At 59.8% G+C, this 19,897-nt stretch carries 24 protein-coding genes; 8 read left to right on the top strand and 16 right to left on the bottom strand.

Going from position 1 to position 19,897, the window contains the following annotated elements; translation table 11 throughout:
- Nucleotides 1-90: 90 nt before the first annotated feature.
- Entirely contained in the window at nucleotides 91-1,263 is a 1,173-nt protein-coding gene (pobA, locus tag DKK66_RS19070; protein ID WP_131360588.1) for a 4-hydroxybenzoate 3-monooxygenase, read from the bottom strand.
- A 220-nt stretch (nucleotides 1,264-1,483) separates the two neighbouring features.
- On the opposite strand from pobA, the gene DKK66_RS19065 reads away from it, so the two are divergent.
- Entirely contained in the window at nucleotides 1,484-2,359 is an 876-nt protein-coding gene (locus DKK66_RS19065; RefSeq protein ID WP_131360586.1) for a helix-turn-helix domain-containing protein, read from the top strand.
- Nucleotides 2,360-2,406: 47 nt separating this feature from the next.
- Here the strand turns inward: DKK66_RS19065 and arsA are convergent, their stop codons facing one another.
- From arsA to DKK66_RS19005, 12 genes are all read right to left on the bottom strand, one after another.
- Nucleotides 2,407-4,158 carry an arsenical pump-driving ATPase gene (gene arsA / locus DKK66_RS19060; RefSeq protein ID WP_131360584.1) on the bottom strand — a complete coding sequence of 584 codons (1,752 nt, stop codon included), beginning with the start codon at nucleotides 4,156-4,158 and terminating at the stop codon, nucleotides 2,407-2,409.
- Between the two features lie 13 nt (nucleotides 4,159-4,171).
- Nucleotides 4,172-4,537: an arsenite efflux transporter metallochaperone ArsD gene (gene arsD / locus DKK66_RS19055; RefSeq protein WP_131360582.1), complete on the bottom strand. Its 366-nt coding sequence runs from the start codon at nucleotides 4,535-4,537 to the stop codon at nucleotides 4,172-4,174.
- A 10-nt stretch (nucleotides 4,538-4,547) separates the two neighbouring features.
- Nucleotides 4,548-5,624 carry an ACR3 family arsenite efflux transporter gene (gene arsB / locus DKK66_RS19050; RefSeq protein WP_207389823.1) on the bottom strand — a complete coding sequence of 359 codons (1,077 nt, stop codon included), beginning with the start codon at nucleotides 5,622-5,624 and terminating at the stop codon, nucleotides 4,548-4,550.
- A 9-nt stretch (nucleotides 5,625-5,633) separates the two neighbouring features.
- Nucleotides 5,634-6,047: an arsenate reductase ArsC gene (locus DKK66_RS19045; protein WP_131360580.1), complete on the bottom strand. Its 414-nt coding sequence runs from the start codon at nucleotides 6,045-6,047 to the stop codon at nucleotides 5,634-5,636.
- Between the two features lie 5 nt (nucleotides 6,048-6,052).
- Nucleotides 6,053-6,412: a helix-turn-helix transcriptional regulator gene (locus DKK66_RS19040; protein ID WP_131360578.1), complete on the bottom strand. Its 360-nt coding sequence runs from the start codon at nucleotides 6,410-6,412 to the stop codon at nucleotides 6,053-6,055.
- Nucleotides 6,413-6,617: 205 nt separating this feature from the next.
- Nucleotides 6,618-7,118 carry an ureidoglycolate lyase gene (locus DKK66_RS19035; RefSeq protein WP_131360576.1) on the bottom strand — a complete coding sequence of 167 codons (501 nt, stop codon included), beginning with the start codon at nucleotides 7,116-7,118 and terminating at the stop codon, nucleotides 6,618-6,620.
- Complete coding sequence (alc, locus tag DKK66_RS19030) at nucleotides 7,115-8,143, bottom strand: allantoicase (RefSeq protein ID WP_131360574.1); 1,029 nt, start codon at nucleotides 8,141-8,143, stop codon at nucleotides 7,115-7,117. The genes DKK66_RS19035 and alc overlap by 4 nt, the downstream gene beginning before the upstream one ends.
- A gap of 28 nt (nucleotides 8,144-8,171) precedes the next feature.
- Nucleotides 8,172-8,903, bottom strand: a complete 732-nt coding sequence (locus DKK66_RS19025) for an amino acid ABC transporter ATP-binding protein (RefSeq protein ID WP_131360572.1) — start codon at nucleotides 8,901-8,903, stop codon at nucleotides 8,172-8,174.
- Nucleotides 8,890-9,540 (bottom strand): amino acid ABC transporter permease, encoded by a 651-nt coding sequence (locus tag DKK66_RS19020; RefSeq protein ID WP_131360569.1) that lies wholly within the window; start codon nucleotides 9,538-9,540, stop codon nucleotides 8,890-8,892. Before DKK66_RS19020 ends, DKK66_RS19025 begins: the two co-directional genes overlap by 14 nt.
- Nucleotides 9,537-10,205: an amino acid ABC transporter permease gene (locus DKK66_RS19015; protein ID WP_062790385.1), complete on the bottom strand. Its 669-nt coding sequence runs from the start codon at nucleotides 10,203-10,205 to the stop codon at nucleotides 9,537-9,539. Before DKK66_RS19015 ends, DKK66_RS19020 begins: the two co-directional genes overlap by 4 nt.
- A gap of 79 nt (nucleotides 10,206-10,284) precedes the next feature.
- Entirely contained in the window at nucleotides 10,285-11,079 is a 795-nt protein-coding gene (locus tag DKK66_RS19010) for a transporter substrate-binding domain-containing protein (RefSeq protein WP_062790348.1), read from the bottom strand.
- A gap of 39 nt (nucleotides 11,080-11,118) precedes the next feature.
- Nucleotides 11,119-11,793, bottom strand: a complete 675-nt coding sequence (locus DKK66_RS19005; protein WP_062790388.1) for a FadR/GntR family transcriptional regulator — start codon at nucleotides 11,791-11,793, stop codon at nucleotides 11,119-11,121.
- Nucleotides 11,794-12,200: 407 nt separating this feature from the next.
- Here DKK66_RS19005 and DKK66_RS19000 point away from each other — a divergent pair, with 407 nt between their 5' ends.
- Nucleotides 12,201-12,632 carry a four-helix bundle copper-binding protein gene (locus DKK66_RS19000; RefSeq protein WP_131360567.1) on the top strand — a complete coding sequence of 144 codons (432 nt, stop codon included), beginning with the start codon at nucleotides 12,201-12,203 and terminating at the stop codon, nucleotides 12,630-12,632.
- An 18-nt stretch (nucleotides 12,633-12,650) separates the two neighbouring features.
- Here the strand turns inward: DKK66_RS19000 and DKK66_RS18995 are convergent, their stop codons facing one another.
- Genes DKK66_RS18995 through DKK66_RS18985 form a run of 3 tightly spaced genes read right to left on the bottom strand, consistent with a single transcriptional unit; the run spans nucleotide 12,651 to nucleotide 15,569 of the window.
- Nucleotides 12,651-13,427: an ABC transporter ATP-binding protein gene (locus DKK66_RS18995; RefSeq protein WP_131360565.1), complete on the bottom strand. Its 777-nt coding sequence runs from the start codon at nucleotides 13,425-13,427 to the stop codon at nucleotides 12,651-12,653.
- 1 nt (nucleotide 13,428) lies between these two features.
- Entirely contained in the window at nucleotides 13,429-14,463 is a 1,035-nt protein-coding gene (locus DKK66_RS18990) for an iron ABC transporter permease (RefSeq protein WP_131360563.1), read from the bottom strand.
- The gene (locus DKK66_RS18985) at nucleotides 14,460-15,569 is read right to left on the bottom strand and encodes an ABC transporter substrate-binding protein (RefSeq protein WP_131360561.1); all 1,110 of its coding nucleotides are present in this window, start codon (nucleotides 15,567-15,569) and stop codon (nucleotides 14,460-14,462) included. Before DKK66_RS18985 ends, DKK66_RS18990 begins: the two co-directional genes overlap by 4 nt.
- A gap of 264 nt (nucleotides 15,570-15,833) precedes the next feature.
- Between DKK66_RS18985 and DKK66_RS18980 the strand changes: the two genes are divergently transcribed.
- From DKK66_RS18980 to DKK66_RS18960, 6 genes are all read left to right on the top strand, one after another.
- Nucleotides 15,834-16,163: a hypothetical protein gene (locus DKK66_RS18980; RefSeq protein ID WP_131360559.1), complete on the top strand. Its 330-nt coding sequence runs from the start codon at nucleotides 15,834-15,836 to the stop codon at nucleotides 16,161-16,163.
- A 4-nt stretch (nucleotides 16,164-16,167) separates the two neighbouring features.
- Complete coding sequence (cydP, locus tag DKK66_RS20250) at nucleotides 16,168-16,329, top strand: cytochrome oxidase putative small subunit CydP (protein ID WP_165494235.1); 162 nt, start codon at nucleotides 16,168-16,170, stop codon at nucleotides 16,327-16,329.
- On the top strand, nucleotides 16,326-17,909 hold the full coding sequence (locus tag DKK66_RS18975; RefSeq protein ID WP_131360557.1) for a cytochrome ubiquinol oxidase subunit I: 1,584 nt from the start codon (nucleotides 16,326-16,328) through the stop codon (nucleotides 17,907-17,909). The genes cydP and DKK66_RS18975 overlap by 4 nt, the downstream gene beginning before the upstream one ends.
- Before the next feature lie 3 nt (nucleotides 17,910-17,912).
- Nucleotides 17,913-19,049: a cytochrome d ubiquinol oxidase subunit II gene (cydB, locus tag DKK66_RS18970; protein ID WP_131360555.1), complete on the top strand. Its 1,137-nt coding sequence runs from the start codon at nucleotides 17,913-17,915 to the stop codon at nucleotides 19,047-19,049.
- Nucleotides 19,050-19,066: 17 nt separating this feature from the next.
- Nucleotides 19,067-19,162 carry a cytochrome bd-I oxidase subunit CydX gene (cydX, locus tag DKK66_RS18965; protein ID WP_082693332.1) on the top strand — a complete coding sequence of 32 codons (96 nt, stop codon included), beginning with the start codon at nucleotides 19,067-19,069 and terminating at the stop codon, nucleotides 19,160-19,162.
- Nucleotides 19,163-19,270: 108 nt separating this feature from the next.
- A complete protein-coding gene (locus tag DKK66_RS18960; protein WP_131360548.1) occupies nucleotides 19,271-19,852 on the top strand; it encodes a response regulator transcription factor in 582 nt (193 codons plus the stop codon).
- Nucleotides 19,853-19,897 lie beyond the last annotated feature (45 nt).

The following is a 19,897-nucleotide window of genomic DNA, read 5'->3' as shown; positions in this document are numbered from 1 at the left end:
AAAAGCCGATTCATGACAGGACAGAAAAGAATTGTGGGTTTAATGGCAAGTGTTGCACGCCATTAAACCCACATTATCAGCTGGCAGGTGTTAAAACGGTAATCCGACGTAGTTTTCCGCCAGCGCTCCCTGAGCCATTTCGGATGAGAACAGGTATTCAAGATCGGTTTGTTGCAGTTTCTGATCGTAAAAATTACTTTCCGGAAAAGTATGCAGCATTGTCGTCATCCACCAGGAAAATCGCTGCGCCTTCCATACACGTGCAAGTGCTTTCTCGGAGTAGGTATCCAGACCGGTATTGTCATTGTTTTGGTAGTGTGCAAGCAGCGCGTGATACAGGTAATAAATATCTGATGCCGCACTATTAAGGCCACGTGCACCGGTCGGTGGCACGATATGCGCAGCATCGCCAGCAAGGAACAGGCTGCCATAGCGCATGGGTTCCGCCACATAGGACCGTAGCGGAGCGATTGATTTTTCTATTGAAGGGCCGGTAACCAGACGGGCTGCTATTTCCTCCGGTAAACGTCGTTTCAATTCATCCCAGAATTTGTCGTCGGGCCAGTCCTCAATATTGTCGGTCAATGGTACCTGAATATAGTAACGACTCAGCACCTGCGAGCGAAGTGAACAGAGGGCAAAGCCGCGATCATGCCTGGCGTAAACCAATTCCGGCGAAACCGGCCGGGTACGGGACAGGACACCCAGCCAGCCGAAGGGATAAACCTTTTCGTATTCTTTCAGTACTGTCTTGGGAATCGACTTGCGGCTTACACCATGAAAACCGTCTGCACCGATGATGTAGTCGCAATCAATACGTGCAACTTCGTCGCCTGTCCGGTAAGTGACATGCGGATTGGCGGATAGCAAATCATGAAGCTGAACATCTTCTACATTATGGATGACGATGCCATTCATGCGATCACGTGCTTCGTACAAATCACGGGTAAGTTCCGTCTGGCCATAAACAACAACCGAGCTGCCGTGGCTGTATTTGTGCAAATCAACACGGCGCTGTTTGCCGTTATGGGCAATGATAAAGCCATCGTGAATTTCGCCCTCCCGGTCCATGCGTTCGCCACACTGGGCTTCACGCATCAACGCTGCGAAACCGTGTTCGAGAACCCCGGCGCGAATGCGGCGCAGCACATATTCCCGGCTTTGCCTTTCAAGGACAATCGTGTCGATTCCCTTGAGATGCAACAGTTGCGAAAGCATAAGGCCGGATGGGCCGCCACCGATAATGCAAACACTTGTTTTCAATTCATGTCTCCTTTTTAAAATCGCGGCCTTCCCTGTGCAAATGCAAAAGCTCGGGAATTGTCACGGAACCCGTTTGCCGCGATGCCAGTTGCTGGCAATGGAGAGACTAGTCTTCATGGTCCGCTGCACCAATGGACAATCAGTGCAAAGACTTGTACTTTTTTTATGCAGACTGGCCTGATTGAGACTGTATTCATTCTTTTGCTGGTATTTTTCCGATATGAATATTCTTGTACCTGCATTTTCCTTGTATGGAGAAGAGCCCACCAGCATCAGCCGGGAATATCTCCATATAGAAGAAATATCGACACGCAGTGCCGCCCGGAACTGGCAGATAGACACGCACACCCATGAAGGCATGTTGCAATTGTTATTTGTTTTTTCTGGCACGGCGCGGGTGCAGCTGGATAGTGAAGAACAGGAATATGAATCTGCAATTGCGGTAATTATCCCGCCAGGGGTGATTCATGCTTTCAAGTTTGAATCACAGACCAGGGGCTATGTCCTTACGCTTGATGCTTCCGGGCTGGCGGCGGAATCCGAGGATGGAACACAGATGTTTTCCATTCTCAAGGGAAAAGCCGGTGTGATGGTTCTGGAAAATGAAGGAAACTGCAGTGCCGCACGCATCCTGGCCTTGCTGGAACAAATTGCCGCGGAGTTCAATAACCCCGGCCCTGCCAGCATCCGCCTGCAAGTATGGCAGGTGAGGGCGCTATTGCTTTTGCTGGTGCGGGTCCAACTGCAAACCGAAAAGAACACCGATGAAAAAACTGTTGGCCTGACGGTACGGTTTCGCGAACTGGTGGAAACACACTATGCCGAGCACTGGACTGTCGAACGTTATGCCGCAGAACTCAACCTGACTGAAAGCCGGCTTAATCGCCTGAGTCAGAAGAATTTCGGCAAATCCGCCTTTGGCTTCATCCAGGAACGGCTACTTCTGGAAGCGCGCCGGAAACTGATTTACACCAGTACATCAATTTCTCAACTGGCTTATGAACTCGGATTTTCCGACCCTGGCTATTTCTGCCGATTCTTCAAAAAGCAGGCAGGGATGGCACCTGGCCTGTTCCGCAGCAGCAGTCTGCGCTAGCTCAATGCATTCGGTCCTGACGTCAAACCTCGTTCATCTGCTTTGCGTCAGGTGCCGACAAGGTGCTCCAGACCCTTCACGCCAACCGGTGCTTCTGCCAGCCAGGGTATCAGTGCTGTTTGTCTCGCCAGCGTGTCTGCAACGCGGCGGATGAATGGCACTTCATAAGCACCACGCTGGCAAAGAACGGGATGCCGGCTTCCACTGGCCAACAGCGATTGGTTGATGACCCAGGCATGTGCCTGGATGCCTGCCCGCGCCAGGTCGGCGCTCAGGCGTTCTGCCTCATGGACCGGTGTGGCTTCGGCCAGTGTCACGATAAGCACGCGGGTATAGCCGGGGTCGCGCAGCCGGGGCAGCAATTGGCGCACGGCATCGGGCATGTCGCCCTGGGTGCGCATCACTTCCCTGTGGTAGGCCTCGGCTGCATCAAGCAAGAGAATGGTATGGCCGGTTGGTGCGGTATCCAGCACCACAAAGCCGTTTCTGCCTTCATCCACCGTGCGGGCGAAGGCGCGGAAGACGGCGATTTCTTCCGTGCAGGGCGAACGCAAGTCTTCTTCCAGCAAGGCGCGTCCCGCTGCATCGAGATGCTGTCCGGCCTTGGCCAGCACTTCTGCTGTGTATTGCTTCACTTCCTGCACCGGGTCGATGCGTGTCACCACCAGTCCGGGCAGGGCACCGTCAATGGTTGCTGCGGTGTGGGCCGCCGGGTCGGTGGTGGAGAGCACTACCTGATGGCCCTTTTTTGCCAGTGCAACTGCAATGGCTGCAGCCACCGTGGTTTTGCCGACACCACCCTTGCCCATGGTCATGATGACGCCATGCCCTGTTGCGGCGATATCCTCGATCAGACCATGCAGCTTCGGTGGCAGGGCGGTTTGTGGCATGGCGGTGCAGTGTGGTGCCGCGACTGTTTCCGGGTGTGCCAACTCGCGCAGTGCATCCAGCCCCACCGTGCCGCGTGGCAGGAAGGGGATGCGGGTTTGCGTCAGCATTGCCAGCTCTGCTGGCATGGCGGCGATGGCTGCAGCGGCGCGCGCTGCCATTGCGTCAGCAATCTCGTCCCCTTTCGTGTCGCTGCAGAACACACCGTTGATGACCAGCATCTGCTTGCCAATGCCCAGTTCCGCCAGCTCAAGCCGGGTGCGGTTGGCCTCGCGCAAGGAGGCCGTGTCGGCGCGGGCGACCAGAATGATGGTGGTCTCGCTGGCGCTGGACAGCCGGGCTACCGTTGCAGCGTACAAGGCCTTCTGTTTTTCCAGGCCGGCCAGCGGGCCCAGACAGGAAGCGCCGCCGGTTGAGGAGGAGATGAACTCGTCCCAGGCCGAAGGCAGTGTCAGCAGGCGCAGCGTGTGGCCGGTGGGTGCTGTGTCGAAGATGACGTGGTCGAATCCGGCCGTCGCCGCCGGGTCGCCCAGCAGCTTCGAGAACGCATCGAAAGCGGCAATCTCGACGGTACAGGCACCGGAGAATTGCTCCTCCATGCTCTGGATGGCTGCAGCGGGCAGGATACCGCGATAGGGCGCCACCATCCCTTCCCGGTAAGCCTGTGCGGCGGCTTCCGGGTCGATGTTCAGGGCAAACAGGCCTGGCACGCCGGGAATGGCTGTCGGTGACTGCTTCAGCTCCACACCCAGTACCTCGTCCAGATTGGAGGCAGGGTCGGTGCTGACGATGAGCACCTTCTTGCCGGCCTCGGCCAGCGCCAGGCCGGTGGCGCAGGACAGAGAGGTCTTGCCGACGCCACCCTTGCCGGTAAAGAACAGGTAGCGGGTGTGGATGATGGGCAGCGACATGGTGCACTCCTGTTCAGCAGGTACCGGGCTTGCAGCCGCAGCTGCCGGCCTTGATGCGCGGTTTCTCGGCGGTGGTCAGCGCAATGCCCAGCTTCTGGGCCAATTGGGTGCGCGAGGGGTACATGCCGGTGGAGACGATATGCCCGTCAACGGCGAGGATGGGCAGGCGGTCCATGCCGGCTTCCATTTCCTTGAGCACGGCCGGATTGGCGGCAAAGGCCTGAGGTGCCTGCCCCAGGTTGTGGCGCTCAACCGTGACGTCATGCGCTGCCACCCATTGCAGGTCGGCTGCAAACTGGGCCAGTACCGGGTCCACATCGACACCGCACACGCCGGTGGAGCAACACATGGCCGGGTCAAAAACTTCAAGTTTTTTCATGATTCTTTCCTTAAGTGTTCGGGGCCTCGTACCAGTCCCTTGATGCATTGACCACTTTTACCACCAGCAGCATCACCGGCACTTCAATGAGTACACCGACGACTGTTGCCAGCGCTGCGCCTGATTCAAACCCGAACAGGCTGATGGCTGCCGCTACGGCCAGTTCGAAGAAGTTGGATGCGCCAATCAGTGCCGACGGGCAGGCAACGTTATGCTTCTCACCCACCACCTTGTTCAGCCAGTAGGCCAGTGCCGAATTGAAGAAAACCTGGATCAGGATGGGCACGGCGAGCAAGGCAATGACCAGTGGTTGCTTGATGATGGCGGCACCCTGGAAGGCAAACAGCAGCACCAGGGTGGCCAGCAGCGCCGTGATGGACCACGGGCCGATTCTGGCCATGGCGGCATCGAAGGCGGCCTGTCCCCTGGCCAGCAAGACCTTGCGCAGCGCCTGTGCCAGCAGAACCGGAATGACGATGTAGAGCAGCACCGAGGTCAGCAGCGTATCCCAGGGTACGGTGATGGACGAAATGCCCAGCAGGAAGGCCACGATGGGGGCGAAGGCAAACACCATGATGCTGTCGTTCAGCGCTACCTGCGATAGCGTGAACAGCGGGTCGCCACTGGACAGGCGGCTCCAGACAAACACCATGGCGGTACAGGGTGCGGCTGCCAGCAGAATCAGCCCGGCGATATAGCTATCCAGCTGCTCGGCCGGCAGCATGGGGGCGAACAGATGGCGCACGAACAGCCAGCCGAGAAAAGCCATGGAAAACGGCTTGACCAGCCAGTTCACAAACAGCGTGACGCCTATGCCGCGAAGGTGCTGCTTCACTTCATGCAAGGCACCGAAATCGACCTTGACCAGCATCGGGATGATCATCACCCAGATCAGCAGGCCGACCGGCAGGTTCACCTGTGCGATCTGCATCTGGCCGACAGCCTGAAACACGTGCGGTGCCAACTGCCCGGCGGCAATGCCGGCGATGATGCACAGGAACACCCACAGCGTGAGGTAACGCTCGAACACGCTCATGGGCGCGCCGGCGGCGGATTTGGCATTGACTTCACATTGCACGACAGACATGGCGGCTCCTTACAAACCCAGTGCGGCGCGTACCGCAGGCACCAGACGGGCACGGATGTCATCACGCACCGCCAGGAAACTTTCCAGCGGCTCGCCGTGCGGGTCATGAAAACCCACGTGTATGCGCTTGACCGGACGCGGGAAGACCGGGCAGGTTTCCCTGGCGTTGTCGCACACGCTCACCACCAGATCGATGTCCTGGTCCATCACGTCTTCGACGGTTTTCGGGAACAGGCCATCGGTTGGCAGGCCCGCCAGCCGCAGGGCTTCGATGGCTCCATCGGCAACCCTGGCTTGCGGGCTGGTTCCGGCAGAAATGCCGCGCACCAGGCCTGCCAGCTCGTGGTTAAGGATGGCTTCGCCCATCTGGGAGCGGCAGGAGTTGCCAGTACACAGCACGAGGACGGTTTTTGCTTGGCTCATGGTCATTATTCCTGGGGTTCGGTTTTCTTGTTGCGTCGCTTGGCGACGTTGTCGCACGCGCTGGTCTTTGGCAGGCATGCCTTGCCCTGGCAGCAGTTGTGGGCCAGGAAGGCAATCAGTTCATCCATGGTTTCATAGGCGGCGGAATAGTGGATGAAGCGGCTCTCGCGCTCGCCCTTGATCAGGCCAACACGGCTCAGGTGCGACAGATGAAAGGACAGCGTGGCATTGGGGATGCCCAGTTGCTCGCCGATGGCAGAGGCGTTGATGCCATCCGGGCCGGCTTGCACCAGCAGGCGGAAGATGGCAAGACGGGACTCGTGCCCGAGGGCGGCAAGAATTTCGGCGGCGTTCAGTATTTCCATATTTCCATTTTTATCGAAATATGAAATTGCGTCAAATGACGGATTTGTTGCGCTGGCGCTGTGCCTGTTCGCGGACAAACCCTTTCCCTGCTTGGCACCGCATGGCAAGTCGGGCGGGGCGGTGGACCAGCGCTGTTGCGTTGGGAGGCGTGTCAGATGCAGCCCGCCTGGGCTGCATCATCAAGAAATACAGCCTGACGGGCTGTCAGGCGTTGATCAGTACCGGGTATGGCAGTTGCACTTCATCGCAGTTGGGGGTGCTGCCGTCCCGGTCCAGTACCAGAAAGTCGCAGGGCTGGTGCAGCGCCAGCAAGGGGTGATGCCACACACCCGCCGCATAATTGACCCCTTGTTGCGGTCCGGCAAGAAAGACCCTCAGCGTGTCGGCAGTGGGGGCGGCGCCGGGCGGGGCCACCACCACCAGATACGGCAGACCGGACAGCGGCATGAAAGCCTGGCTGCCATGCGGGTGGCGCTCCATCATGTGCACCTCGAACGGCAGGGTACGTGGCTGGCCACGAAAGATGCTGACCATCAGGCGGCCATCCGGCCCGGCATCCAGCTGCGCCAGGTCGTGGAAACGCATGGTATTGCCGCCATTGATGGCAAACTGCCGGGCATCCGGGCTGGCTTCCATCACCTCACCAAAGGGCTGGAAGGCTGCAGCCGTCAGGGTTTCGGCATGGAGCAGGGGGCCGGACTTCATCTGGCCACCTGGCCGAACAGGCGCAAGCGCGAAATGCCGCCGTCCGGGTGGATGTTGAGCCGCACATGGCTGACCGGCCCCAACTTGGCCACGGTATCGGCAAAATGGTGGATGGCATCCATGGTGAGCGGGGTTTCCGGCAGCAGCACCGGCCAGAACTGGCTTTCGGCAATCAGCGCGGCCGGCATGCTGCTAAGCGCCTTAGCTGCCTGCAAGGAGCAGCGATCGGCAAAATTGCCCTTGAAGTGGGCGGTGTCCACCACAATGCGTTCGATCACGCCCGGTACGCCCAGTGCCAGAATGCACCAGTCGTGGCCTGGCTCGCGCCGCCGCCGGGTTTCCCAGCCTTCCCCCATATTGCTGCCGCGTCCGGGTAACAGCAGGTTGGACGGATGGCCGAAGTGGGCATCGTTCCAGGCAATGGGGCGGCCGCCGTTTTCCATCGCCACCAAGTCAATCGGCTCTGCCACCACTTGCAGTGCGGATGCGGTATCCGGCTGGCCGTACACGCGCAGGCGGGCAATGCCGCCATCCGGGTAAATGCGCAGGCGCAAGTGGCTCCAGACACCGTCATTGCTGATTTGCAGCAGGTGATGCTGGTTGCCGCCCAGTGCCACGGACGGGAGGATTTCCTGCCACACGGCCTGCTCCAGTGCTTGCAGGCTGTCGTCGGCGCAATGGGTGGCTTCTATCGAGATGGCCGGTGCGTAGTTGCCGGTGAAATGGCTGGTGTCGATATCAAAACCGGCAATCCGCCCCGGCCTGCCCAGGCGGATGATGCTCCAGTCGTGACCGTGGTGGCGCTTGCGGCGGGTTTCCCAGCCATCCATCCACTTGCCGTTTTCGTCGTATTTTCCGGGCACGAAAATGGCGGCTTCCGGGTTGAGCATGCGCGCCAGCGGCGCAAAGAATTCGTCGCTGGCATACAGGCCGCGTGCGCCAATGCGCGGGTCGGCCAGGTTGATGGCCTGGCTGGCCCAGTCCGGCAGCAGGGCCGCTGGGGCAGTCAAAACAGCGTGGTTCATGGTGTTTCCTTGGTTTGATCGGGCAGTGTCACATCACGGCGCTGACGAAGTTTTGCAGCTCCGGGGTTTGCGGCCGGGAGAACAAATCGGCCGGGTGGCCTGCTTCGTGAATCTTGCCCTGATGCATGAACACCACGTGGTTGCTGACATCGCGGGCAAAGCGCATCTCATGGGTGACCATGATCAGCGTCATGCCTTCCTGTGCCAGTTGCCGCACCACGGACAGCACTTCGTTGACCAGTTCCGGGTCCAGTGCCGAGGTGATTTCGTCACACAGCAGCACCTGGGGTTTCATCGCCAGCGCCCGGGCAATGGCCACGCGCTGCTGCTGGCCGCCGGAGAGCTGGTCCGGCCAGGCGTCAAACTTGTCGGCCAGGCCCACCTTGGCCAGCAGGGCGTGGGCCTCTTCGCGCAGGACATGGGGCGACTCGCCCTTGACCACGCGCGGCGACATCATGATGTTTTCGCCCACGGTGAGATGCGGAAACAGATTGAACTGCTGGAACACCATGCCCACTTGCAGGCGCAATTGCTGCAAGGCCTTGGCATCGCGGCTGCCAATGGTCTGGCCGGCCAGGGTGATGCTGCCCTGGTCAAAGCTTTCCAGGCCGTTGATGGTGCGCAGCAAGGTGCTCTTGCCCGAACCGCTGCGGCCGATGAGGGTGACCACATCGCCTTGCTTTACCGTCAGGTCCACGCCTTTCAGTACATGGTTGGGGCCGTAATGCTTGTGCAGGCCGGTAATGTTAACGAGCGACATGGAGTGTCCTTTCCAGGTGACGCGAATACAGCGAAAGCGGGTAGCACAGCAGGAAGTAGCCTGCGGCCACCAGTCCGTAAATCAGGAAGGGTTCAAAGGTGGCATTGGCCAGCATGCCGCCGGTTTTGGTGAGTTCGACAAAGCCGATGATGGAGGCAACGGAAGTGCCCTTCACCACCTGCACCAGAAAGCCCACGGTGGGCGCAATGGCCATGCGCAGGGCTTGCGGCAGGATGACATGGCGCATTTGCTGGTAGCGGTTGAGCGCCAGCGCGGCCGACCCTTCCCATTGGGCTTTGGGAATGGCGTTGACGCAGCCGCGCCAGATTTCGGCCAGGTAAGCGCTGGTGTACAGGGTGAGCCCCAGTGCCGCAGCCAGCCAGGGCGGAATTTCCACCCCGCCCAGCGACAGGCCGAAAAACACGATGAACAGCTGCATCAACAGCGGCGTGCCCTGGAATACCTCGATAAAGGTTTTGGCCAGCCACACCAGTGCCGGACGATGCGCCAGGCGTGATGCCAGGATGATCAGCCCGCCCAAGCTGCCCAGCACGAAAGCGGTCAGCGACAGGATGGCCGTCCACTGCAAGCCATGAAGCAAGGCCAGCAGGATGTCGCCCAGGGTGAAATCGTTCATGGTCGTCCCCGTTTCAACAGTCGTCCGCCACCGCGCAGCAGGGTCTGGCGCAGCAGTAGCGCCAGCGCCAGATACAGCCCGGCAGTGACAAAATAGGTTTCAAAGGCGCGGAAATTGCGCGACTGGATCAGGCTGGCGGCATAGCTCAACTCTTCGGTGGAAATCTGCGCGCACACCGCCGAGCCCAGCATCACGATCACCACCTGGCTGGTCATGGCCGGCCACACCCGCAACAGCGCCGGGCGCAGCACCACGTGCAGGAAAATCTGCCAGCGCTTGAGGGCCAGCGCCTGGGCGGCTTCGATCTGCCCCTTGGGCGTGGCCTCGATGCCGGAGCGGATGATTTCCACCGCATAGGCACCCAGGTTGATCACCATGGCCAGCATGGCCGCACTGTCCGGTGCAATGTCGATGCCGAGGGTGGGCAGGCCGAAGAACAGGAAAAACAGCTGCACCAGAAACGGCGTATTGCGGAACATTTCCACATACACGGCAAACAGGGTGTTGAACGGGCGTAACTGCCAGGCGCGGCATACCGCACCAACAATGCCGATCAGCAAACCGGCAATACAGGCCACTGCGGTCAGCTCTACGGTGCGGGCCAGGCCTGCGGCCAGTTCCGGCGCCTCTCTGGCCACGGCCAGAAAGTCAAACTGATAACTCATCACCATTCTCCCGGGTGGGCAGGAAAGGGGCAGCCTGCCTGCCGCATGCTGCGGCACGGCCAGCTGCCACAGGCTGGATTTACAGCAGTGCGCTGGCCAGCGGTGTTTTCAGCCACTTGAGCGAGATGCGGTTCAGCTCGCCATCCTTCTTGGCCTTGTTGATGATCTGGTTCACCTGTTCCAGCAGTTGCGGATCGTCCTTGTTCACCCCCACGTAACATGGCGAGTTCTTGATCAGGAATTTCTGCTCCAGCCGGCGCGGGCGCTTGCTTTGCGCATTGATGGTGGCGGCCACCACATTGCCGGTGGCCACTACTTGCACCTGACCGGCCAGATAGGCGGCAATGGTGGCGTTGTTGTCTTCAAAGCGCTTGAGGTTGGCGCTGGCCGGAATCACCTTGCTCAGTTCCAGGTCCTCGATCGAGCCGCGGGTCACGCCCACTGTCTTGCCAGCCAGCCCTTCGGGCTTGTCCAGCGTCAGATCCTTAGTGCCGAACACGCCATTGAAGAAAGGCGCATAGGCGACGGAGAAATTGATGACCTTTTCCCGCTCCGGGTTCTTGCCCAGGCTGGAAATCAACAAATCCGCCTTGCCGGTGGTGAGGTAGGCAATGCGGTTGGCACTGCTGACCGGCACCAGCTCCACTTTCACTTTCAGTTCGCGGCCAATCAGTTCTGCCGTGTCGATGTCGTAGCCTTGCGGTTTCATGTCCGGGCCGGTGGAACCAAACGGCGGAAAGTCCGCCGGAATGGCAATCTTGATGATGCCTGCCTGTTTGATGCTGGCCAGGCGTTCGGCTTTGGCCGGCAAGGCCCACAGGCTACCCAGCAGGCTGGCGGCCAGCAGGCCGAGGGTGAAAGTGCGACGATGCATGACGGTTTCTCCAGGGAATGAACAGGATGTTGGCGTGGCTTAGAGCGAGTCCATCTGCAGTCCCACTCTGGCGGCGGCATTGCGCAAATGGTTGAGCATTCCCAGACGGGCTTCTTCCGGCTTGCCCTGGGTAATGGCGTCGGTGACCACCTGATGCTCGTGGGCGGTTTCCCAGATATGCAGGTGGTCGGCAAAGGGCAGCCGCAGGCTGTGGCCGATGGGGGCCGACAGCGAGCGGGCTACCTGATGAAACAGGGCATTGCCGGACAGGCGGGCCACTTGCAGGTGAAACGCCAGGTCGGCTTCTGCGGCGGCCACCAGATCCTGGTTTTTCAGTGCGTCTTCCAGCGTGGACTGGATCTGCCACAGCAAAGCCTTGCCCTCCGGCGTGATATGGCGTGCGGCCAGCGCGGCCGCCGCTGGTTCCAGCACCATGCGGAATTCAAAAGTGGCTTGCGGGCTGGCCGCAAACGGCCCGGCCGGGATGTCCTTGTGCTGGCGCACCTGACCGGTGGTCACCAGCACGCCCTTGCCCGGCTGCGACTTCACCAGCCCCAGTGCTTCCAGCATGGAAATGGCCTCGCGCAGCGAGGCGCGGCTCACCCCCATGGCTTCGGCCAGCTCGCGCTGGCCCGGCAGGTTTTCCCCGGCGCGGTAGTGGCCGTCCTGCAGCTTTCTTTGCAAGGCTTGGGCAATTTGTTGTGGGACGTTCATGTTGTGCTCTCTGGTGGTCTGTCCGGTCAGACTGGTCTGACCAGTGGTATGGCTTGCATCTTGCAATGATCGTGCCAGGTTTGAAGAAGCCCGCCAGACAAGGCTTTGGTGCGAATTGCAACTTCATGGGGGCGGGCAGGTGGCATGCAACCGGGGGCTGCAATGCACCGATGCAAGGCATGGCTGCACCCAAATGGTCAGCCAGCGGGCGCGCTGTGAAAGTGAATCTCGCGGGGCAGACGCTATCAGGGCAGGGAGTGTTTATTGAAAGGAGACAGCCGGGTGACCGCTCGACAACAGTCAGGCGATTGATCTGCCAAAGGGGCTGCGCCACTTACGCTGTGTGCGGCATGGCTGAATTGGCGTAGCATGACGGCTTCATGTCCCGGACCGGTAAAGGAGAATGTATGGAACGTCGTGAAGCCATGGGCGCGGTAGCTGCCCTGACCCTGGCTGCCATGAGTGCAGCTGCGCGTGCCGAAACCATGCCTGCAGGCAAGCCGCCAGTCAGTAAAGCGGCGGCATTGGGTGAGGCGGCCAGCCAGTGTGTGCTGGATGGCCAGCGCTGCCTCGCTCATTGCCTGTTCTTGCTGGGTAATGGTGATGATTCGATGGCTGATTGCTCCAAGGCTGTCAACCAGATGCTGGCGACCTGTACTGCCTTGCAAAGCCTGGCAGCACAGGATTCGGCCTTGTTGCCGGCCATGGCCAAAGTGGCGCTGGAGGCCTGTACCGTATGTGAAAAAGCCTGCAAACAGCACAGCATGCACGCGCCGTGCCGCGCCTGCATGGAGTCCTGCGCTGCCTGCATCAAGCAGTGCCGTGCTTTTGCTGCCTGAGCGGGGATGCCACGGTTTTCAGGCCGGCAGGGCCTGACGGCCGTGGTAAAACAGCGCAAAGCCGTCATCTGCCTTGATGCTGGAGATGGGCGTGGCATACAGCTGGCTTAGCAGGGCAGGGTGCAGCACCTCGGCACTGCTGCCCGCCGCCAGCACGCGTCCCTGTTGCAGCAGCCAGCAATGCTGGCTGTAACGCAGGGCGGCATTCAGGTCGTGCAGCACCATGATGGTCAGCATATTGCGCTGGCGGGTTTGCTGTTCGATCAGCGCCAGCACCTGTTGCTGGTGTTGCAAGTCCAGCGCGCTGATGGGTTCGTCCAGCAGCAGGATGGACGGTTCACGCATCAGGGCTTGCGCCAGAAAAACCATCTGGCGCTGGCCGCCGCTCAACTGGCCCAGCGGCTGTTGTTCCACTGCAGACAAACCCAGCTGTGCCAGTTGCTGACGCGCTTGTTGCTGCAAGCTTTCCGGCACTCGCCAGCCCAGGGTTTGCACCTTGCCCAGCAACACCACTTCCAGTGCACTCAGCCGGCTGCTGCTGCCACAGTCCTGCGGTAGCCAGGCCACGCTGGCCGGCACTGTACCGTGACGGTGCTGCCAGTCGGGTTGATGGGCCTGCCGGATGCTGCCGCCATAGGCCAGTTGCCCGGCCAGGGCGCGCAGCAGGGTGGACTTGCCACAGCCATTGGGGCCCAGCAGGCAGGTAATGCTGCCTTGCGGGCCGCTGGCAAGGTTCAGTCCGTGCAGTACGGTTTTGCCGGCCAGCCTTACCGATAGTTGTTCGAGTTGCAGCATCTTATTGCCCGCCTTTGCTGCGCAGGATCAACAGCAGGAAGAAGGGCAGGCCGATCAGCGCCGTCACAATGCCGATGGGAATCAGCCCGCCGGGCGACAGCCATTTGCCCAGCACCGAGGCCAGCGACAGCAACAAGGCACCGGACAGCGCAGCACCGGGAATCAACAGCCGGTGGTCCTCGCCCAGCAGCATGCGCGCCATGTGCGGGGCAATCAGCCCGACAAAACCGATGGTGCCGACAAAGGCCACGGCCACGCCGGTCAGCAAGGACACCAGGGCCAGCGCCCGCCAGCGCAGGCGGGCCACGGCAATACCCAGGCTGGCGGCACGCTCATCCGACAGGCCCAGCGCGGTAAAGCGCCAGGCGTCGCGCGCCAGCAAGCCACAGCCCAGCAGCAGGGTAAGCCACATCAGCCCCACTGCATGCCAGCCGCTTTTGTACAGACTGCCAAACAGCCAGAACACGATCTGGGCAAGTGCATCCGGTGAGGCCAGGTATTGCAGCAAGGACAGCAAGGCCTGAAACAGGAATAACAAGGCAATGCCGGCCAGCACATAGGATTCGGCATTGCCACCGCGCCTGCGGCCAATCAGCAATACCGCACTGCCTGCCACAAAGGCAAAGCCCAGCGCACTCAGCGGCAGGCCCCAGGCCTCGGCCAGGCCCAGGCTGCTGCCCGCCACAATGAATAGCGCTGCACCAAAACCGGCACCGGCGGAAATGCCCAGCGTATAACTGCAAGCCAGCGGGTTGTGCAGCACGGTCTGCATGATCAGGCCGGACACGCCCAACGCAGCTCCCACTGCCAGCGCCATCAGCGCCACCGGCAGGCGGATTTGCCACACGATGACCCCATCGCCCCCTTCACCTTGCAGCAGGCTGTGCAGTACCTGGCTGATGCTCAGCTGTGCCGGGCCGCTGGCAATGTCCAGCAGTAAGCTGCCAGCCAGCAGCAGTGAGGCAAGCAGCAGCAAACCACTGCGGCTGAGCCGGGACTGCCAGCGGCCAGCCAGCGAAAGGCTCAGCGTGCTCATGGCTTGAGGGACAGCAACCAGCTGCCGCTATAGGCAACAGGCAGATAGCGCTGGTGGTACTGGCGCAATTCGGCCAGCGGGTCGACATCGGCAAACTGGGCCGGGTACAGCTGCTTGGCGATAAAAGCCATGGCGGTGTAGTCGTTCAGGCTGCGGCACAGGCCGTGCTCGATGGCATAGACATGCTGTTGCCGTACGGCTGGCAGGCTGCTCCAGCCCGGTCGGCCCAGATAGGCTTGCAGGCTGGCCCGCGCATCCGCCGCGCTATGGTCATAGCCCAGTTTTACCGCCTTGGGGCGGTTTACCCAGGACGAACCGGCAATGAAGATGTAGTCCGGTTGGGCGGCCAGTACGGCCTCCGGGTTCAGCGGCCCCCAGTTGGCGGCAATGCGGCCATTGGCCAGATTGTCCGCGCCCAGCGTGTCCAGCAGCTTGCCCCACATGGTGTCGCGGTAGGTATTGCCCACCGTGTCTGCGCCGTCGCGGCCCAGTTCCACATACACCCGTGGCTTGCTGGTGGCCTTGGCCAGTGCCACGCGGCGCAGGATGTCGCGGTATTTGCGCTGGTATTGCTGTGCCAGTTCTTCAGCACGGATATTGCTGCCCATCACCGCGCCAATGGCACGGGTGCTGGCCAGGTGCCGCTCCAGCGTCTGGGCGTTGTAGTCGATCACCACAATGGGAATGCCGGCCTGGGTGATTTGCTGCACGGCAGTGCCCAGCACCTTGAAGCTGCCTTCGGGCAGGATCAGCACGTCCGGCTTCAGTGCAATCACTTTTTCGGCGCTGAAGGTGTTGTCCTCGCTATAACCCACGTCCGGCATGGTCTTGAGTGCCGGAATCACCTGCTGGTAACGCGCCCAGTTGGCGGGACGCCAGCCTGCCCACGGGTTTTTGCTGATGCCCACCACGCGCTTCCAGCCGTCAGTACCGGCAATGGCGGTGAAATCCTCGAAATTGAAACCCAGCACCACGCGTTTGGCCGGGACATCCACCACCACCTTGCGGTTAAGGGCATCGCTGATGGTGAGCGGTTTGGCAAAGGCGGGCAGGGCAAGCAGGGAGGAGAGACAAAGAGCAAGCAAAGTGGTGCGGCGGCTGGTCATGATGCTTTCGACATGGGGGTGACAAGCGCGTCATTGTAAGGAAAGGGCAGTGTGGGAGCCTGCGGCAAATTGTCGCAGCATGCAGTCCTGATGCTGGTACTGCGCTGGTAGGCTGCATTTCAAATGCAGGCCCTGTTTCTATAGGGGTTTGTTTTAAACTGCGACAATATGCCACATTTTATTTGCTTGGCTTTTTATTTATAGTGGATTCCGGAATACAAGCACTCCAAGGCTTGCTAACCCAATGTTTCAACTGCACTGACCATGCAGGAATTGCCCACCCTGACCAGGTGGGCAATTCATTTCATGATTATTTCAATGCTTGCCATCCTGCGGCAATGTGTCACATTTTCATATTGCGGTAATGAATATATTATTTTGTTACCTCAAACAAACTTCAAACATTTTTTGAGTGCCGCCTCCCCCGAGGCGGCTTTTTTTATTTATGCGCTATGTTTTTCTGATTGCGACATTATGCCGCACTTGAAAAACCACTTGAAAATAAAGGGTATTGGCGGCTTGCGACATTTGGTCGCATTCTGGCAGGGCCAGTTATATGGCATGGTGTCGCTGTTTTTTATTGCAGGTGCATGAGGCCATGAAAGACAAAAAAAATTATCGCCGGGATATTGTCCTGGTATTGCTGGTGAAGTTGATTCTGCTGGCCGTATTGTGGTCGGCATTTTTCCGTGAACGGCCGGCTGTTGTGCCGACCAAGGCAGCCACGCACTGGTTGCAACACGAGGAGGTAGCACCATGAATGAAGCACTGGTAGATATATCGCGGCTACAGTTTGCTGTAACTGCCCTGTATCACTTTCTGTTTGTTCCGTTAACACTGGGGATGGTGTGGATTCTGGTTATCATGGAATCTACCTATGTCATTACCAGGCAGGAAATCTACCGTGACATGACCCGCTTCTGGGGCAAGTTGTTCGGTATCAATTTCGCGCTGGGGGTGACTACCGGTATTACCATGGAATTCCAGTTTGGTACCAACTGGGCGTATTACTCGCATTATGTCGGGGATATTTTCGGTACCCCGCTGGCCATTGAAGGCCTGATGGCTTTCTTTCTGGAATCCACCTTTATCGGTTTGTTCTTTTTTGGCTGGGACCGGTTGTCGCGCGGCAAACATTTGCTGGTGACCATTCTGATGGCCATCGGCTCCAATCTGTCCGCCTTGTGGATTCTGATTGCCAACGGCTGGATGCAGGACCCGGTAGGCGCGCATTTCAACTACCAGACCATGCGCATGGAAATGAGCTCGATGTGGGACATCGTGTTCAACCCGGTGGCACAGGCCAAGTTCGTCCACACCGTCAGCGCCGGTTATGTCACTGCCGCCTGCTTTGTGCTGGGTATTTCCAGCTGGTACATCCTGAAAGGCCGTGACCTGCCGTTTGCCCGTCGCAGCTTCCGCATTGCTGCGGCCTTCGGTTTTGCGTCGGCCTTGTCGGTGATTGTGCTGGGCGATGAGTCCGGTTACACCGTGGCGGAATCGCAGCAAACCAAGATTGCCGCCATGGAAGGCATCTGGAATACCGAAGCCGCACCGGCCGCACTGACCTTGTTTGCCATCCCGGACCAGGACAATCGTACCAATCACTACGAAATCCGTATTCCCTATGTGATGGGCCTGATTGGCACCCGCTCCACCAGCAAGGAAATTCCTGGCATCAACCAGATTGTGGCGCGTAACAAGCAGCGCATTCTGAATGGCCAGCAAGCAGTCATTGCGCTGGAAGCACTGCGCAAGGCACCGCAGGATGCCGCTTTGCGTGCAGCCTTCGAAAAGAATCAGGGCGACCTGGGTTTTGGCCTGCTGCTGAAAAAATATGTGACTGATGTACGCGCCGCCACGCCGGCCATCATCGACCAGGCGGCCTGGAGCACCATCCCCAATGTGGCACCGATGTTCTGGAGCTTCCGCCTGATGGTGGGCCTGGGCTTCAGCTTCCTGCTGCTGTTTGGCTGCGCCTTCTGGTTCTCGCTGCGCAACCGCTTTGCCGGCAAGACCTGGCTGCTCAAATGGGCGCTGCTGTGGATTCCGCTGCCGTGGATTGCTGCCGAACTGGGCTGGGTGGTGGCCGAGTATGGCCGCCAGCCGTGGACGGTGTATGGCTTGCTGCCCACCCACCTGTCCACCTCCTCGCTGACGGCGGGCAGTGTGGTGGCTTCGCTTACCGGTTTTGTGCTGTTCTACACCGGCCTGTTGGTTGCCGAGATGTTCCTGATGGTGAAGTACGCCCGTCTGGGCCCGGCCAGTCTGGGTACCGGTCGTTATCACCAAGAATCTGCACCCCACGGCAAGCCGCAACTGGCTGGCAAGGAGGCTTGAGTCATGTTTGATTACCCGACAATCAAATTTATCTGGTGGTTGCTGGTGGGCGTGTTGCTGATCGGCTTTGCCATCATGGATGGTCACGACATGGGCGTGGGTGCGCTATTGCCCTTTGTTGGCCGCAGCGATACCGAACGCCGGGTGGTGATCAACACCATCGCCCCGCACTGGGACGGCAATCAGGTGTGGTTCATCACTGCCGGTGGCGCCGTGTTTGCTGCCTGGCCCTTTGTTTATGCCACGGCTTTTTCCGGCTTTTACTGGGCGATGCTGGCAGTGTTGTGGTCGCTATTCTTCCGCCCGGTGGGCTTTGATTACCGCAGCAAGGTGGAAGACCCGCGCTGGCGTGCCTTCTGGGACTGGGGCCTGTTTGTCGGTGGTTTCGTGCCGCCGGTCATCTTTGGCGTGGCATTCGGCAATCTGCTGCAAGGCGTGCCTTTCCATTTTGACGACACCCTGCGCGTGTTCTACGAAGGCAGCTTCTGGGCCTTGCTCAACCCGTTTGCCCTGCTGTGCGGTCTGGTATCGGCCAGCATGATCCTGCTGCAAGGTGCCACCTACCTGATGCTGCGCACTGAAGAGAAAATGGCGGAACGTGCCCGTACTGCGGCCATGCTGTCTGGCGTGCTGACCATCGTGCTGTTTGTGCTGGGCGGGCTGTGGGTGGGCCATCTGGATGGCTATGTGATTACCGCCGGTGGCGAAGCGGCGGCGCAGTCCAATCCGCTGGCCAAAACCGTGGTGCGTGCCACCGGGGCCTGGCTGGCCAACTACCAGCACTATCCGCTGACCATGGCTCTGCCGCTGCTGGGCATTGTCAGTGCCGCTGCCGCAGTGTCGCTGGCGCTGGTGCGCAAGGCGGGCCTGGCCTTTATCGCTTCCAGCCTGGTGCAGGCCGGGGTGATCGGCACGGCGGGTGTCAGCCTGTTTCCCTTCCTGCTGCCATCCAGCTCGGACCCGCGTTCCAGCCTGACTGCCTGGGATGCCACCTCCAGCCAGATGACGCTGAACACCATGTTCTGGGCCGCGCTGATCTTCACCCCCATCGTGCTGAGCTACACCGCCTGGTGCTACCGCGTGATGCGCGGCAAGGTGACCGAGCAGCACATCCGTACCAACAGCAAGAGTGTTTACTGAAGCGAAAGGACAAAATCATGTGGTATTTCGCCTGGATGTTGGGGCTGCCGCTGGCCGTGGCCATGGGGGTCATCAATGCGGTGATCGAGGAAAACCTGCATCACGATGACTGATTCAGTGTAAGTGTTGTACAGGGCGACGCGGCATGTGCTGCGTCGCTTTTGTGCTGTTGGTGTTGCTGCCTGTGTTGTGTGTGTCAGGCATGGATGAAGGAGTGACACATGAGTGTGTTGCTGGTGGATGATGATGTCGATTTTTGCCAGGTACTGGCGCGCACCCTCAGGCGGCGTCAGCTGGATGTGCTGCTGGCACATAATGGCCGCGAGGCGCTGAGTCATGCTGCGGATAGTTGCCAGCGCATCATCCTGGATTTGAACCTGGGAGGGGAGAACGGGCTGAACCTGCTGCCAGCCTTGCGCAACCATTTCAGTGACAGCCGCATTCTGGTGCTGACCGGTTATGCCAGCATTGCCACGGCGGTGGAGTCGATCAAGCTGGGTGCCACCCAGTATCTGTCCAAGCCCGCTTCGGTGGATGACATTCTGCAGGCCTTCGAACAGGCCGAGCCAGACCCGGAGCTGCCCATTTCATCACGGCCGGTGTCGGTACGGCGGCTGGGTTGGGAGTACGTGCAGCGCATCCTGTTGGAAAACAACGGCAATGTTTCTGCCACCGCCCGTGCGCTGGGCATGCACCGCCGCACCTTGCAGCGCATGCTGGCCAAGCATCCGCCTCCGGTGGCGCAGGCTCTGTCTGGCCGGGGTGGGGCACTACAGCCCCTGGAGGCAGAGGACGGTAACTGATTACCCTGTGACAATTTGCCACATGGTGCAGCCTGTGCTCGCTGT

It is taken from the genome of Aquitalea sp. USM4, assembly GCF_004328945.1.
Taxonomy (GTDB): domain Bacteria; phylum Pseudomonadota; class Gammaproteobacteria; order Burkholderiales; family Chromobacteriaceae; genus Aquitalea; species Aquitalea pelogenes.
This window is presented reverse-complemented; position numbering and strand designations above follow the sequence as displayed.